Consider the following 13,636-nt stretch of genomic DNA (forward strand, 5'->3'; position numbering starts at 1 on the left):
CGAGGTTCTCGGCGCTCACGCGAGCACCTCCGCCACCTCGGCCGTGGTGATCCGCCGACCGGTGTAGAACGGCACTTCCTCGCGCACGTGGCGACGCGCGTCGGTGGCCCGAAGGTCGCGCATCATGTCGACCAGGTCGGTCAGCGAGTCGGATTCCATCGGCAGGATCCACTCGAAGTCGCCGAGCGCGAACGACGCCACCGTGTTCGCGACGACGCTCGTGAAGGCGGCACCCGCGCGGCCGTGTTCGGCCAGCATCGCGCGACGCTCGGCCTCGGGCAGGAGGTACCACTCGTAGCTGCGCACGAACGGGTAGACGGTGAGCCATTCGCGGGCGTGCTCGCCCCGCAGAAAGCCCGGCACGTGGGCGCGGTTGAACTCCGCGTCGCGGTGCACCCCCATCGCGTTCCAGACCGGAAGCAGTTCGCCGAAGACCGTGTCTCGACGCAGGTCGCGCAGCCCGCGCTGAAGCCCCTCGGCACTCGGGCCGTGCAGCCACACCATCAGGTCGGCGTCGGCGCGCAGCCCCGAGACGTCGTAGATTCCGCGGCACACCACCTCGTTCGAGGCCGCCTCGGCGACCGCGGCATCGAGTCGCGCCGCCACCTCCGCCGAATCAGCGACGTTCGGCGCGACGAGAGGCGGCCGTTGGAACACCGCCCAGAGTGCGAACCCGGACAACGACGATGACGGTGACGGCATGGGGGGATTCTTTCATGTGAGTCTGGTGAGAAACGGGGAGACGAGCAGAGGCCGGTGCGCTACCCGACCCGCTCGGCGACGGCGGCGCGGGCGTGCGCGATGACGCGCGCGAGCCCCGATCCGGCCACCGCCGACCCGACGCGGATCGCACCGGGAGGATCGGCAACCGCGATGCGTTCGGACTGGGTCCAGTGCGCGACATGCGAGGCGACGAGCTCGCGCCCGCCGAGCGGGACAGCGAGAAGACGCGCGACGTCGTCGAGAGCCCGCGCGCGGAGCGCCGCATCGTCGTCGAGGTGTCCGTCGTAGCTCACCCGCAGCGCGTGCCGCTGCGGCGCGAGCCGGGCCGCGAGCCACGGCCACTTGGCGCTGGAATGGGTCACCGCGCGCGGAGCATCGCCCTCGGAACGCGTCACGAGCACGCCCGTCCCGCGCGGCGCGGCGTCGAGTTCGGGCGCGTCCACGACGAGCGAGACGACCGTGGTGCGACTCGCGACCGGCCCGGGGCGCGCGTCGACCACGAGGTCGTCGCCGGACTCCCCCGCCTCGCGCGGTTCGCCGAGTTCGATGCGCGCCCCGAGCGCGCGCAGCCGCTCTTCCAGGCTTTCCACCACGACGTGGATGCCCCCCTCCAGACCGGCGACGGCGGCGCCCGCGGGGCGGTTCTCGCGAATCCGACGCACCGCCGCCCGGAGCGATCGCGACGGCTCCTGCGTCAGCAGTTCCGGGAGCACGTCGCGCACACGAAGCTGCGCGGCGGAGCGCGAGTACACGCCCTCCGCGATCGGAGCCACCAGTCGGTCGGCCACCCGGGCACCCACCCGGCGGCGCACGAGCGCATCCAGGCTCTCCTCGCCGCTCACCGCGCCGAGCGGCACGACGGCGTCGCCGAGCGCGCGCACGATGCCGCGCATGCCGATGACGCGCCGCAGCTCGGGCGCGAGCAGACTCTGCGGAATCCCGAGCACCCCGGTCGCCGGCAGCGGGTGATCGCCCGCGGGGCCGCTCAGCCAGGCGGTTCGCGACGACGGCGCGACGATGCGCGCGGCGAGCCCCAGCTCGCCGAGCAGGTCGGCCACGATGCCCTGCCGGGTCGCGAAGCTCTCGGCACCGACGTCGAGCGCGACTTCTGAGCCCCGCCCGTCGGGAATGGCGAGGGCGCGGATCGTGCCGCCGAGTCGCTCGCTCTTCTCGTGGAGGGTGACGTCCCAGCCGCGTTCGGCGAGCTCGCGGGCGGCGACAAGGCCGCCGATGCCACCGCCGAGAACTCTCGCGTGCGGCATGTCAGAGCGCGTGCACGAGGTCGACGACCCGCGTCAGCACGCCCGCGTCGGTGTCGGCGGGCACGCCGTGACCGAGGTTGACGACATGTGCGGGGGCGGCCTGGCCGCGGCGCACGACGTCGCGCACGTGCGCCTCCAGCACCTCCCAGGGCGCCGTCAGCAGCGCGGGATCGATGTTGCCCTGCACGGCGACGCCCTCACCGAGCCGCGACACCGCGACATCGAGCGGGATGCGGTGGTCGATGCCGACGACGTCGACCCCGGCATCGCGCATCGCGGGCAGTAGCTCGAAGCTGCCGGTCGCGAAGTGCACGAGCGGGGCGCGGTCATCGCCCGCCCCGAGGACCGGACGCACCACGTCGAGCGCACGGCGCGAGGCTGGCGCCGCGAAGCGCTCGTAGTCGGCGAGCGAGAGCCCGCCCGCCCAGGAGTCGAACAGCTGCAGCGCGCTGGCGCCCGCCACGAGCTGGGTCGCGAGGAACCGCCCGGTGAGTTCGGCGAGCCAGCCGACCAGGGCATCCCAGGTCTCGGGCTCGGCGTGCATCAGCCGCCGCGCCTGCAGCTGATCGCGGTCGGGCCCGCCGGCGACCAGATAGGCGGCGAGCGTGAAGGGGGCACCGGCGAAACCGATGAGCGGCGTCGCCCCGAGTTCCGCCACCGTGAGCGCCACCGCGGCGGCGATCGGCGACATGTCGACGGTCGCCGGATCCGGCAGCGCGTCCACCTGGGCACGGCGGGTCACCGGGGTAGCGAAGACGGGACCGCGACCGGCCACGATCTCGACATCGAGACCGGCGAGCTTGAGCGGAACGACGATGTCGCTGAAGAAGATTCCCGCGTCCACGCCGTGACGGCGCACCGGCTGCAGCGTGATCTCGGCCGCGAGGTCGGGGGTGAGACAGGCATCCAGCATGGCGTGGCCGACCCGCAGCTCGCGGTACTCCGGCAGCGAGCGCCCGGCCTGCCGCATGAACCAGACGGGCAGCGTCTCGGGGCGCGCGCCACGCATCGCGGCGAGCAAACGGGAGTCGGCGACGACCCCCGAACGCAAGGGGTGGGTCGGGGGCAGGGCGTCAGATGGCATCAGCAAAGTCTCGCATCTCGTGGCTTAGACTTTGCCGGTGCTCGCCTGCGTCACCGCTCACCATCGGGTGACGCCCCTCCCCATTCTTGAGAAGCTCGCCGCCGACCATGAGGGGATCGCGGCGCAGCTGGTCGCCGAATTCGACTGTGTCACCGGCGCCGTCGTCGTCGCCACCTGCAACCGGTTCGAGGCCTACCTCGACCTGGAGGAGCCGCTCAGCGCGGCGAGCGAGATCGGCTTCGAGATCGTGCTGGAGCAGCTGAGCGAACGCACCGGCGTTCCGCTCGCCGAGCTGGAGCCGTCGCTGCAGATCCACACCGGGATGCGCGCCGTCGAGCACCTCTTCGCCGTCGCGGCGGGCCTCGAGTCGGTGGTCGTCGGCGAGACCGAGATCGCGGGTCAGGTGCGCACGGCGCTGGAAGACGCCCGCCGAGCCGGAACCACCTCGCGCGACCTGGAGCGCGCCTTCCAGCAGGCCTCGCAGACCTCGCGCGGCGTTCGCGCCGCCACCGGGCTCGAGAGCGTCGGCCGCAATCTCGCCGAGTTCGCCCTCGAGCTCGCTTCCAGTCGGGTCGACTCCTGGGAGTCCGCGCGCGTCGTGCTCATCGGCACCGGACGCTACGCACGTGTCGCGGTGGCGGCGCTGCGCCGCCGGGGCGCACGCGACATCTCGGTGCACTCGCGATCCGGTCGCGCCGCCGCGTTCGGTATCCCCCGCGGGCTGACCCCGCTCGAACACCACGAGGCCCCGGCCGCCCTCGCCACCGCCGATGTGATCATCACCTGTTCGACCGGCGACATCGTGCTGGACGGCGCCTCGCACGCGAGCACGCGCGACCTCGTCGCGGCGCGCCAGCCGCAGCTGATCGTGGACCTCGGCCTGCCGCGCAACGTCGATCCGGCGATCCAGACCCTGCCGGAGATCACGCTCCTCGACCTCGAGACGGTGCGCCTGCATGCCGGCCTTGACGAGTTCGCGGTCTCCGACGATGCGCGCGCCCTGGTGTCGCACGCCACCAGCGCGTTCGCGGCCGAATCACGCGAACTGGATGCGGTTCCCGCGATCTCGGCGCTGCATCGTCACATGGCCGGCATCCTCGACGCCGAACTGGCCCGCTCGGCCGCGCGCGGCGAAGGACCGGAGGTGGCGGCCGCCCTGCGCCACCTCGCGGGAGTGCTGCTGCACGAGCCGACCGTCCGGGCGCGCGAGCACGCTCGCGCGGGCGAGGCCGAACGCGTGGATGCGGCGCTCGCGACGCTCTTCGACGTCACCGTCGACCGCTCGGAACGCCGCCGTGCCGCGACGCTGGAGGCCGACGCGAGCTGAACTGCGCTACGCGTTCGCGGCGTCGCGCCAGGCGAGCCAGCGGCGCACCGTCGCCAGGTCATACTCGGGCCCGCTGAGGCCGATCGTGAACAGGCTCACGCCCAGCTCCCGCAGCGCATCCGCGTCGTGTTCGTCGCGGTTTCGCAACTCGTTGGAGATCTCAATCTGACTGACGTCGCGCCCGACGGCGGCACCGTGCTCGGCGAGGATGCCGAGCTTGCGCTCCAGGTCGGCCGGCGCGGCGAAGCTGTGCCAGATGTCGGCGTGCTGGGCCACGATTCGCAGCGTCTTCTTCTCGCCTCCGCCGCCGATCAGCACCGGGATCTTACGGGTGGGCGCGGGGTTGAGCTTCGTCCAGCGCTCCTCGATGCGCGGCAGCGCCGCCGCGAGGTCGTTGAGGCGCGACCCGGCGGTGCCGAACTCGTAGCCGTATTCGACGTAGTCGCGCTCGAACCAGCCGGAACCGGTGCCGAAGATGAAGCGCCCGGTACCGCCATCGTGGGCGCTGATGTGATCGATCGTGCGGGCCATATCGGCCTGCAGGTCGGGGTTCCGGTAGCTGTTGCAGTTCACCAGCGCCCCGAACTCGACACGGCTCGTGAGCTCCGCCCAGGAGGCGAGTTCCGTCCAGGACTCGAAGTGCAGCCCCTCCCGGTCCCCGCTCAGCGGGAAGAAGTGATCCCAGTTGAACAGCACGTCAACGCCGAGCTGTTCGAGCTCGCGAACGGTGTCGCGGATGTGCGGGTAGCCGGTGTGCTGCGGCGCGAGTTGCACGCCGAGTCGGACGGGTCGAGAAGTCATTGCTCGACGCTATCGCGAGGCGCCCGCCGCGCGCTGGCGCGGCCTCAGCGCCCGAGGAATTTCTGCAGCGACTCGAGCTCTTCGGGGCTCGGACCACCCGGTGCGCCCTTAGCGCCCAGCCCGAACCCGGTGCCCGCGGAGGTCGCGGGAGCACCGCCGCTCGCCCGCGCCGCCTCCTCCGCCGCCCGCTTGGCGGGGTTTCCACTGCGCGAGCCCTTCTTCTTGGGCTGCTGCGCACGCTTGCCACCGCCGTAGCTGCCGCCGGGAATCGGCCCCATGCCCGGAACCTGCGGCACGCCGCCCTTGGCGACGGTCTTCATCATCTTGGCGGCCTGCTCGAAACGCATCACGAGCTGGTTGACGTCGGTCACGGTGACGCCCGAGCCCTTCGCGATGCGCAGCCGCCGGGAGCCGTTGAGCAGCTTCGGTGTGCGGCGCTCGGCGGGCGTCATCGACTGGATAATCGCCTCGGTGCGCACGATCTCGCGCTCGTCGAAGTTGTCGAGCTGATCGCGCATCCCGCGCGCGCCCGGCAGCATGCCGAGCATGCCCTTGAGCGAACCCATGTTCTTGAGCTGCTGCATCTGCTGCAGGAAGTCTTCGAGAGTGAAGCTGTCGGTCGCGAACTTCTCGACCGTCTTCTGCGCCTCCTCCTCGTCGAACGCCGACTGCGCCTGCTCGATGAGGGTGAGGATGTCGCCGAGGTCGAGGATGCGGCTGGCCATCCGGTCGGGGTGGAACGGCTCGAAGTCATCGAGCCCCTCCCCCGTGGAGGCGAACATGATCGGGCGACCCGTGATGCTCGCGACGCTGAGCGCCGCACCACCGCGCGCGTCGCCGTCGAGCTTGGAGAGCACGACACCGGTGAAGTCGACGCCCTCCTGGAAGGCCCGCGCCGTCGTGACGGCGTCTTGACCGATCATCGCGTCGATCACGAACAGCACCTCGTCGGGGCTGACCGCCTTGCGGATGTCGGAGGCCTGCTTCATCAGTTCGGCGTCGATGCCGAGACGGCCCGCCGTGTCGACGATGACGGTGTCGTACTGCTTGCGCTCCGCCTCCTTGACGCCGTTCTTGGCGACCTTGACCGGGTCGCCGACTCCGTTGCCGGGCTCGGGGGCGAAGACGGGAACCCCGGCTTGCTCACCGACCACCTGGAGCTGCGTGACCGCGTTGGGGCGCTGGAGGTCGGAGGCGACCAGGAGCGGCGTGTGCCCCTCCTTCTTGAGGTGTTTGGCGAGCTTGCCGGCGAGCGTCGTCTTACCCGCACCCTGCAGACCCGCGAGCATGATCACGGTGGGGGGCTTCTTCGCGAACTCGAGTCGGCGCTGCTGCCCGCCGAGGATCTGCACCAGTTCGTCGTTGACGATCTGCACGACCTGCTGGGCCGGATTGAGAGCCTTGTTGACCTCGTCGCCGAGGGCGCGCTCGCGCACGCGGCCGGTGAAGGCTTTGACGACCTCGAGGGCGACGTCGGCGTCGAGCAGGGCGCGACGGATTTCGCGCACCGTGCCGTCGACATCCGCCGGCGTGAGCTTGCCCTTGGTGCGGAGATTGCGGAAGGTCGCGGTGAGGCGATCCGAGAGAGTACCGAAAGTGGCCATGACCGACCCAGCTTAACGCTCAGACGGATGCGTTGGCGGCGATCGCGGTGAGCGTCACGAGCGCGACCGGCACGAGCGCGAAGCCGAGGGCGATGATCGAGAGCCCGCGTCGGCGCCCGCGCACGATGCCGACCGTCGCGATCACGAGCGCGACCAGGTCGATTCCGGCGCCGACGAAGAACAGGATCGAGAAGCCGAGCGTGCCGCCACCGCCGAGCGCCAGATCGATGATCTCGACGAAGGTCCAGAGCATGGTCGAGGTGCCGATGACGGCGAGCAGAATCGCCAGGAGCGGGGGCAGCAGCGGTGCCTCCTGACGCGCGGTCGACGTGTCGGACATTGCTCCCCTCCCCTCGTCGTTGCCCGCAGTCTAGGGGGACCCGGCATCGACGCCCCGCCCGTTGTGCACCGAGTCGCGGGACTACCCTGAAGGCATGGCCCTCATTCCCTTCCAAGGCTCCACGCCGAGCGTGGATCGAAGCGCCTGGCTCGCCGAGAACGCGACCCTCATCGGCAAGGTCCGCGTCGAGGCCTCGGCCAGTGTCTGGTTCGGCGCGGTGCTGCGCGGAGACATCGACGAGATCGTGCTCGGCGCCGGAAGCAACCTGCAAGACAACGTCGTCGTGCACACCGAACTCGGCTCGCCGAGCATCATCGGCGCGGGCGTCAGCGTCGGCCACGGGGCCGTCGTGCACGGCTGCCGGATCGAAGACGGATGCCTGATCGGCATGAACGCGACCGTCCTGAACGGAGCCGTCATCGGCGCCGACTCCCTCGTCGCGGCCGGAGCCGTGGTGCTGGAGGGCACGATCGTGCCGCCGCGTTCGCTCGTCGCCGGGGTTCCGGCCAAGGTGCGGCGCGAGCTGAGCGACGAGGAGGTCGCCGGCCTCCACGGAAACTCGGAGCGCTACGTGGAACGCGCCGCGGTCTACGCCTCCGAAAGCGCGACGGCCCCGCGCGACGAAGGATAGCCAGCCATGACCGAGCTGCGCCCGAGGTGGAGCACCCTCCGCACCGCGGTCAACCAGGACTCTCGCTGGTTGGGGCTCGCGCTCGGGCTCGGCGCGGTGCTGGTGTTCGGAATCATCGGCGCCATCGGCACGGGCGAACTCGTGATCGCCGTGCCTGCGCTGCTCGTCGTCGCCGGGCTCGCGGTGCTGGCGTGTTTCCACGTGCTCGTGCCGCGCATCCGGATCGAGGCGACGACGCTCGAGTTCCGCACCTCGTGGGGAACGACGACGACCTGGCCGCTCGAGGAGCTGATCGAGGTCGTCGACGTCGATCGGGTGGAGCCGCCGTGGTGGGATCCCGAGCATCCGCCTCTGCGCCGGCGCCTCGTCAGCGTCATCGACCGCGACGGCCGGCTCGCCCTCGCGCTCCGCGGCGACCGGTGGACCCAGGAGCAGCTCGGCGCGGTGATCGCCGCACTCCCCCACGCGACGGTCGCGCGCTACGAGCGCGCCACCGTCGACGAGATCACGGCGCGGCACCCCGGAGCGCTGCCGATCGCGATGGAGCACCCGATCCGCACCATCGTGATCACCGCGCTCGCGATCACGATCGCCCTCGCGGCGACGATCGGGTACCTGGTGTCGGTGGCCGCGGCGGCGTAGCCGACCGAGGGGCTAGCCGACGAGCTGAGCCACGAAGGCCGTCGGGTTGAAGCCGGTGAGGTCGGAGATCCCCTCGCCCTGCCCGACGAGCTTGATCGGGATGCCGGTCTTCTCCTGCACCGCCAGCACGAACCCGCCCTTCGCGCTGCCGTCGAGCTTGGTGAGCACGAGCCCGGTCACCCCGGCGTGCTCGATGAAGGCCTCCGCCTGCGCGAGGCCGTTCTGACCGGTCGTCGCATCCAGCACCAGCAGCACCTCGGCGATCGGCGACAGCTTCTCGACCACGCGGCGCACCTTCGACAGCTCGTCCATCAGACCACTCTTGGTCTGCAGGCGCCCCGCGGTGTCGATCAGCACGATCTCGACGCCGTCGCGCTGCGCCGACTCCACCGCCTGGAAGGCCACCGAGGCGGGATCCTGCCCAGGCTGTTGCGGCCGCACGATCGTGGCGCTGGCGCGCTCGGCCCAGGTCGCGAGCTGCTCGACGGCGGCCGCGCGGAACGTGTCGGCCGCGCCGACGAGCACGCTGCGGCCGTGGTTGGTCAAAAACTTGGCGAACTTGCCGATCGTCGTCGTCTTGCCGACGCCGTTCACCCCGACGACCAGCACCACCGCGGGGCGGGCGCTGAGGGTCAAGGTCGGGTCGAGGCGGGCGAAACGCTCCTCGAGCGCCTCGCGCAGCATCCGCTGCAGGTCGGCGGGGTCGGTCGTGCGGAACCGGGCCACCTGCCCGCGCAGCTCCTCGACGAGCTGATCGGCGAGATCCGGCCCGAAGTCGGCGCCGATCAGCGCGTCCTCCAACTGCTCCCAGGTGGTCTCGTCGATTGTCGCGCGTTGAAACATGCCGCGGAGCGCGCCGCCGAGAGACCAGGATGCTGCCATGCGGCCAGCCTACCGAGCGCGCCGTAGGTTGGAGGGGTGAGCTACGCCTTCATCCGACACGGCCAGACCGACTGGAACCTCAACGGTCGACTGCAGGGGTCGAGCGACATCCCCCTCAACGACACCGGTCGCGCGCAGGCGCACGAGGCGGCCGCGCGACTTTCGGAGCAGCGGTGGGACGTGATCGTCAGCTCCCCGCTGCAGCGCGCCCGCGAGACCGCTGAGATCATCGCGCACGACCTGGGGCTCGAACTCGGCCCCGCCTACCCGGGCCTCGTCGAGCGCGACTACGGCGAAGTCGAGGGGCTGAGCGACGCCGAGTGCCGCCGCCGGTATCCGGGCCGGAACTACCCCGGCTCGGAGAGCTTCGCCGCCGTCACCGCGCGCGGCCGCGCCGCCCTCGACCAGATCGCGGCCGAGTACGGCGATCGCGAGGTGATCATCGTGAGCCACGGCTCGATCATCCGCTACACCCTCGAGTCGATCGTGGGCCGTCAGCTCGAAAGCATCAGCAACGGGGCGATGTCACGCGTCGAGCGCGGGCTCGACGGCGGAGCGTGGCGCGTGTTGAGCGTCAACGGGGCGGCGCTCGTGCTCGACAACTAGCTCGCGCGCTCGTCCTCCGAGACGACCCGCTGCCCGACGACGGCGCTCACGCCGTCCTGGCGCATCGAGACGCCGTAGAGCGCATCCGCGATCTCCATCGTGCGCTTCTGGTGCGTGATGACGATGAGCTGCGAGTTCTGGCGCAGATCCTTCATGATCGTGAGCAGGCGCCCCAGGTTGGCGTCGTCGAGCGCCGCCTCCACCTCGTCCATGATGTAGAACGGGCTCGGTCGCGCCTTGAAGATGGCGATCAGCAACGCGACCGCCGCGAGCGACCGCTCCCCGCCGGAGAGCAACGACAGACGTTCGATCTTCTTGCCCGCGGGCTTGACCGTCACCTCGATGCCGGTCGTCAGCAGGTTCTCCGGATCGGTCAGGTGCAGGCTGCCGGTGCCGCCGGGGAACAGGATCGGGAAGACCTGGTTGAACGCGGCCTTGGTGTCTTCGAAGGCGTTGCCGAAGATGTCCTGCATCTTGCTGTCGAGCTCGTCGATGATCGTCAGCAGATCCTTGCGGGTGGCGGCGAGATCGGTGAGCTGCTCGGTTAAGAATTTGTGGCGCTGCTCGAGCGCGGCGAACTCCTCCAGCGCGAGCGGGTTGACCCGTCCCAGCTGCGCGTACTTGCGTTCGGCGCGCGCGAGTCGCGTCTCTTGGCGCTTGCGATCGAAAGGCTCGGTCGGTCGGGTATCCGCCTCGCCGTCCTCGCCCGCTCCCGCGCCCGCGACGTCCCCGTCCGATTCACGAAATGCAGGATCAACGCCCTCCGACGACGAGCCGGGCCCCGTGTTCGCCGCATCCGGCCGCGAAATCTCCTGCATTTCGTCACGCGCGGGGGCGGCGGGGGTGGCCTCATCGACCGGGACGGGCACCTCGGGGCCGTACTCGGCGACGAGCACGTCTTCGTCGAGCCCGAGCTCGTCGGCGGCGCGCTCGAGCAGCGTCGAGAGGTGCAGCTTCTTCTCGTAGGACTGCATCTCGAGCCCGTGCACGTTCTCGTTGAGCGTCGCGAGCCGCTCGCGCAGGCTCGCCTCCGTGCGACGCAGCTCGGAGAGCTCCTCGTTGTGCTTCACGCGTTCGGCCTCCGCCGCTGACAGCTGCACGCGGGCCTCCGACAGCGAGCGGTCGGCGGTGTCGAGCACCGCGGGAAGCGCCTCGATCACGCGCGTCGCCGCCGCAACCTGGTGCTCACGGATGACCGCGCGCCGGGCGGCCTCCTCGGCCGCCGCCCGCTCCGCCTCCAGCTGACGTTGCAAGGTGTCGGCCTGGGCGAGCTGCGCCCGCACGCGCTCACGCGCCGTCTCGAGCCCGATGCGCGCCTGCACCTCGGCCTGGCGGGCGGACTCCAACTCGGCGAAGAGTTCATCGCGCGCCGACACATCCAGGATGGGGCGCGGCGTCGCCGCGTGCCCGTCGCGCTCGCTCGTCGCCCGCTCGAACGCCGCCTCCGCCGTCGCGACGGCCTGGTCGAGCTCGCGAACCGCCGCGGCCAGACGCTCCCCCTCGGCCGAGGCCGCCTCCAGTTGCACGCGCGAGCGCCCGAGAGCCTCACTACGCTCCGCGAGCCGAGCATCGAATTCCTTCAGCGCGGTCTGCGCCTGCGCCAGGTCGATCTGCGCCACGTCGAGAGCCTCGCGCTTCTCGGCGAGCGCGAAACGCCCGCGTTCGATCGCGGTGGTGACCTCGACGAGCCGCTCCTGCGCCGCATCCCTCTCGGCGACCAGTTCGAGCATGCTGCGCGCTCCCCCGGCGCCACCGCGCAGCACGTACTCGGTGAGCACGTCGCCATCGCGCGTGATCATCGTGACCGCGTCGAACTCGCGCAGCTTCGGCCAGGCGGCGCGCGCCGCGGCGAGGTCGTCGACGACAACCACCCGGGCGAGCAGGCCGCGCACGCCCGCGGGCCCGGTCACCAGTTCGGTCGCGGCCGTGACACCGGCGGGCAGTGACGCGAGCGTCTCGGGCTCGCGCGCCTCAGCCACCACGATCTCCACCCGACCGACGTCCGCGTCGCGCGCGACGACCAGCGCATCGCTCGCGGCGTCGCGTGTCGAGGCGAGCACGGCATCCGCGAGCGTGCCGAGCGCCGCGGCGATCGCGGCCTCGAAGCCCGGCGTCACCTTGATCTGTTCGGCGACCCGGCCCAGGATGCCCTCGGCCGTCGCGATCGACGCCGACCCGTCGCGCTGGTCGACCGCCATCGTCAGAGCACTCGTGCGGGCGGCGAGCGCGTCGCGTTCGCGCTCGGCGGTATGCAGCTCTTCGCGCAGCGCCTCGACCTCCGCCTGGCGCTCGCGCACCGCCGTCTCGGCGGCGACCACGGTCGACTGCAGCCCCGCATTGTCGTCGTCGACCTCGGAGTCGCCCTCCACCTCGAGGAGTTCGGTGCGCGCCGCCTCGCGGCGCTGCTCGGCCGCGGCGAGCGCCGTGCGCTGCCGCTCCAGCTCGGTACGGGTGGCGGTGAGGCGCGACTCGGCCGCGGCCACCACGCCCTGCAGGCGCCCCTTCTCCAGGTCGTGCTGCGAGACGAGGGCGCTCTGCGCGCTGATCTCCTCGTCGAGCGCGTCGAGGCTCGCCCGCGCGGTCGCCGTCGCGGCACTCACCCGGCCGAGCTCCGCCTCGGCCTCGGCGACGCCGGCCTGCAGTCGCACCGCCTCCTCGCGGGCCTCCTCGACCATGCGCGGCGAGATCGTCGTCGACATGCCCGGCAGTTCCGCCTGCTGACTCAGCAGCGTGAGCCGCTGGTTGGCGAGCGTAAACAGCGATCGCAGGTGGTCTTGCACCTGCTCGAGGGCGAACGCGACGCGGCGCGCCTCATCCACTCCTTCGGAGTTCTGGGACTGCTCGAGCCGCGCCTGGCGCAGCTTCGACTGGTCAAGCTGCTCCTGCAGCACCAGTCGCTCGGTCTTGCGCTCGCTCTCGCTGCGGCCCACATCCGCGATCGCGGCGCGCAGCTGAACCACCTCGTCGGCGAGCAGTCGGGACTTCGCGTCGCGCACGATCGCCGCGATCGACTGCGCCTCGCGCGCGATCTCCGCCTGGTGACCGAGCGGCTTCAGCTGACGCCGCAGCTCGCCCGCGAGGTCGTTCAACCGGGTCAGATTCGTCTGCATCGCCTCGAGCTTGCGGACGGTCTTCTCTTTGCGACGGCGGTGCTTCAGGATGCCGGCGGCCTCCTCGATGAACCCGCGGCGCTCCTCGGGGCTGGCCCGCAGCACCTGGTCGAGTTGCCCCTGCCCGACGATGACGTGCATCTCGCGCCCGAGGCCCGAATCCGACAGCAGTTCTTGCACATCGAGCAGTCGGCACTGTTCGCCGTTGATGGCGTACTCGCTGCCGCCGTTGCGGAACAGCGTGCGGGTGATCGTCACCTCGGTGTACTCGATCGGAAGCGCGCCGTCGGCGTTGTCGATCGTCAGGCTGACCTCGGCGCGGCCGAGCGGCCCGCGCGTCGAGGTGCCGGCGAAGATGACGTCGTCCATCTTGCCGCCGCGCAGCGTCTTGGCGCCCTGCTCGCCCATCACCCAGGCGAGCGCATCCACGACGTTGGATTTGCCGGAGCCGTTGGGGCCGACGACACACGTGACGCCCGGTTCGAAGGCGAAGGTGGTGGGTTGTGCGAAGGACTTGAAGCCCTTGAGGGTCAGGCTTTTGAGATACACCCGCTCCCCTTTCCGGCTCCGCTCGGCGTGCTGGGTCTACGGTACCCGAGGGTTGCGCTCATTCCGGGGAGCAGT

General features: G+C 71.1%; 12 protein-coding genes. 4 read left to right on the plus strand and 8 right to left on the minus strand.

What is annotated here, in order from left to right; genetic code table 11:
* Nucleotides 1-15: 15 nt before the first annotated feature.
* From hemQ to hemE, 3 genes are read right to left on the minus strand one after another with little or no spacing between them, the layout of a single operon-like run.
* Nucleotides 16-702, minus strand: coding sequence for a hydrogen peroxide-dependent heme synthase (hemQ, locus tag QZ258_RS03895; protein ID WP_294179203.1), 687 nt, complete (start codon nt 700-702; stop codon nt 16-18).
* A gap of 59 nt (nt 703-761) precedes the next feature.
* A complete protein-coding gene (locus QZ258_RS03900) occupies nt 762-1,985 on the minus strand; it encodes an NAD(P)/FAD-dependent oxidoreductase (protein WP_294179205.1) in 1,224 nt (407 codons plus the stop codon).
* A 1-nt stretch (nt 1,986) separates the two neighbouring features.
* Nucleotides 1,987-3,069 carry a uroporphyrinogen decarboxylase gene (gene hemE / locus QZ258_RS03905; RefSeq protein WP_294179209.1) on the minus strand — a complete coding sequence of 361 codons (1,083 nt, stop codon included), beginning with the start codon at nt 3,067-3,069 and terminating at the stop codon, nt 1,987-1,989.
* Between the two features lie 37 nt (nt 3,070-3,106).
* Here hemE and QZ258_RS03910 point away from each other — a divergent pair, with 37 nt between their 5' ends.
* Nucleotides 3,107-4,396, plus strand: coding sequence for a glutamyl-tRNA reductase (locus tag QZ258_RS03910; protein ID WP_294179213.1), 1,290 nt, complete (start codon nt 3,107-3,109; stop codon nt 4,394-4,396).
* Nucleotides 4,397-4,402: 6 nt separating this feature from the next.
* On the opposite strand, the gene QZ258_RS03915 is transcribed toward QZ258_RS03910, so the two are convergent.
* The 3 genes from QZ258_RS03915 to QZ258_RS03925 are packed head-to-tail and all read right to left on the minus strand — an operon-like array spanning nt 4,403 to nt 7,141.
* The gene (locus QZ258_RS03915; protein ID WP_294179215.1) at nt 4,403-5,197 is read right to left on the minus strand and encodes an LLM class F420-dependent oxidoreductase; all 795 of its coding nucleotides are present in this window, start codon (nt 5,195-5,197) and stop codon (nt 4,403-4,405) included.
* A gap of 44 nt (nt 5,198-5,241) precedes the next feature.
* Nucleotides 5,242-6,801: a signal recognition particle protein gene (ffh, locus tag QZ258_RS03920; protein ID WP_294179217.1), complete on the minus strand. Its 1,560-nt coding sequence runs from the start codon at nt 6,799-6,801 to the stop codon at nt 5,242-5,244.
* A gap of 19 nt (nt 6,802-6,820) precedes the next feature.
* Nucleotides 6,821-7,141: a hypothetical protein gene (locus QZ258_RS03925; RefSeq protein WP_294179219.1), complete on the minus strand. Its 321-nt coding sequence runs from the start codon at nt 7,139-7,141 to the stop codon at nt 6,821-6,823.
* A gap of 94 nt (nt 7,142-7,235) precedes the next feature.
* Here QZ258_RS03925 and QZ258_RS03930 point away from each other — a divergent pair, with 94 nt between their 5' ends.
* Both QZ258_RS03930 and QZ258_RS03935 read left to right on the plus strand, forming a co-directional pair.
* On the plus strand, nt 7,236-7,772 hold the full coding sequence (locus QZ258_RS03930) for a gamma carbonic anhydrase family protein (RefSeq protein WP_294179221.1): 537 nt from the start codon (nt 7,236-7,238) through the stop codon (nt 7,770-7,772).
* A gap of 6 nt (nt 7,773-7,778) precedes the next feature.
* Entirely contained in the window at nt 7,779-8,414 is a 636-nt protein-coding gene (locus tag QZ258_RS03935) for a hypothetical protein (RefSeq protein ID WP_294179222.1), read from the plus strand.
* Between the two features lie 12 nt (nt 8,415-8,426).
* Here QZ258_RS03935 and ftsY read toward each other — a convergent pair whose 3' ends face one another.
* The gene (gene ftsY, locus QZ258_RS03940; RefSeq protein ID WP_294179223.1) at nt 8,427-9,296 is read right to left on the minus strand and encodes a signal recognition particle-docking protein FtsY; all 870 of its coding nucleotides are present in this window, start codon (nt 9,294-9,296) and stop codon (nt 8,427-8,429) included.
* 36 nt (nt 9,297-9,332) lie between these two features.
* On the opposite strand from ftsY, the gene QZ258_RS03945 reads away from it, so the two are divergent.
* A complete protein-coding gene (locus tag QZ258_RS03945) occupies nt 9,333-9,902 on the plus strand; it encodes a histidine phosphatase family protein (RefSeq protein WP_294179225.1) in 570 nt (189 codons plus the stop codon).
* On the opposite strand, the gene smc is transcribed toward QZ258_RS03945, so the two are convergent.
* Nucleotides 9,899-13,561 carry a chromosome segregation protein SMC gene (gene smc / locus QZ258_RS03950; RefSeq protein WP_294179227.1) on the minus strand — a complete coding sequence of 1,221 codons (3,663 nt, stop codon included), beginning with the start codon at nt 13,559-13,561 and terminating at the stop codon, nt 9,899-9,901. The two genes, QZ258_RS03945 and smc, sit on opposite strands and share 4 nt — an antisense overlap.
* Nucleotides 13,562-13,636 lie beyond the last annotated feature (75 nt).

The organism is uncultured Schumannella sp., assembly GCF_905479755.1.
Taxonomy (GTDB): Bacteria; Actinomycetota; Actinomycetes; order Actinomycetales; family Microbacteriaceae; genus DCRR01.

Coding starts and splice junctions, on each gene's coding strand:
- hemQ (WP_294179203.1), bottom strand. CDS start 702: ATGCCGTCACCGTCATCGTCGTTGTCCGGGTTCGCACTCTGGGCGGTG.
- QZ258_RS03900 (WP_294179205.1), bottom strand. CDS start 1,985: ATGCCGCACGCGAGAGTTCTCGGCGGTGGCATCGGCGGCCTTGTCGCC.
- hemE (WP_294179209.1), bottom strand. CDS start 3,069: ATGCCATCTGACGCCCTGCCCCCGACCCACCCCTTGCGTTCGGGGGTC.
- QZ258_RS03915 (WP_294179215.1), bottom strand. CDS start 5,197: ATGACTTCTCGACCCGTCCGACTCGGCGTGCAACTCGCGCCGCAGCAC.
- ffh (WP_294179217.1), bottom strand. CDS start 6,801: ATGGCCACTTTCGGTACTCTCTCGGATCGCCTCACCGCGACCTTCCGC.
- QZ258_RS03925 (WP_294179219.1), bottom strand. CDS start 7,141: ATGTCCGACACGTCGACCGCGCGTCAGGAGGCACCGCTGCTGCCCCCG.
- QZ258_RS03930 (WP_294179221.1), top strand. CDS start 7,236: ATGGCCCTCATTCCCTTCCAAGGCTCCACGCCGAGCGTGGATCGAAGC.
- QZ258_RS03935 (WP_294179222.1), top strand. CDS start 7,779: ATGACCGAGCTGCGCCCGAGGTGGAGCACCCTCCGCACCGCGGTCAAC.
- ftsY (WP_294179223.1), bottom strand. CDS start 9,296: ATGGCAGCATCCTGGTCTCTCGGCGGCGCGCTCCGCGGCATGTTTCAA.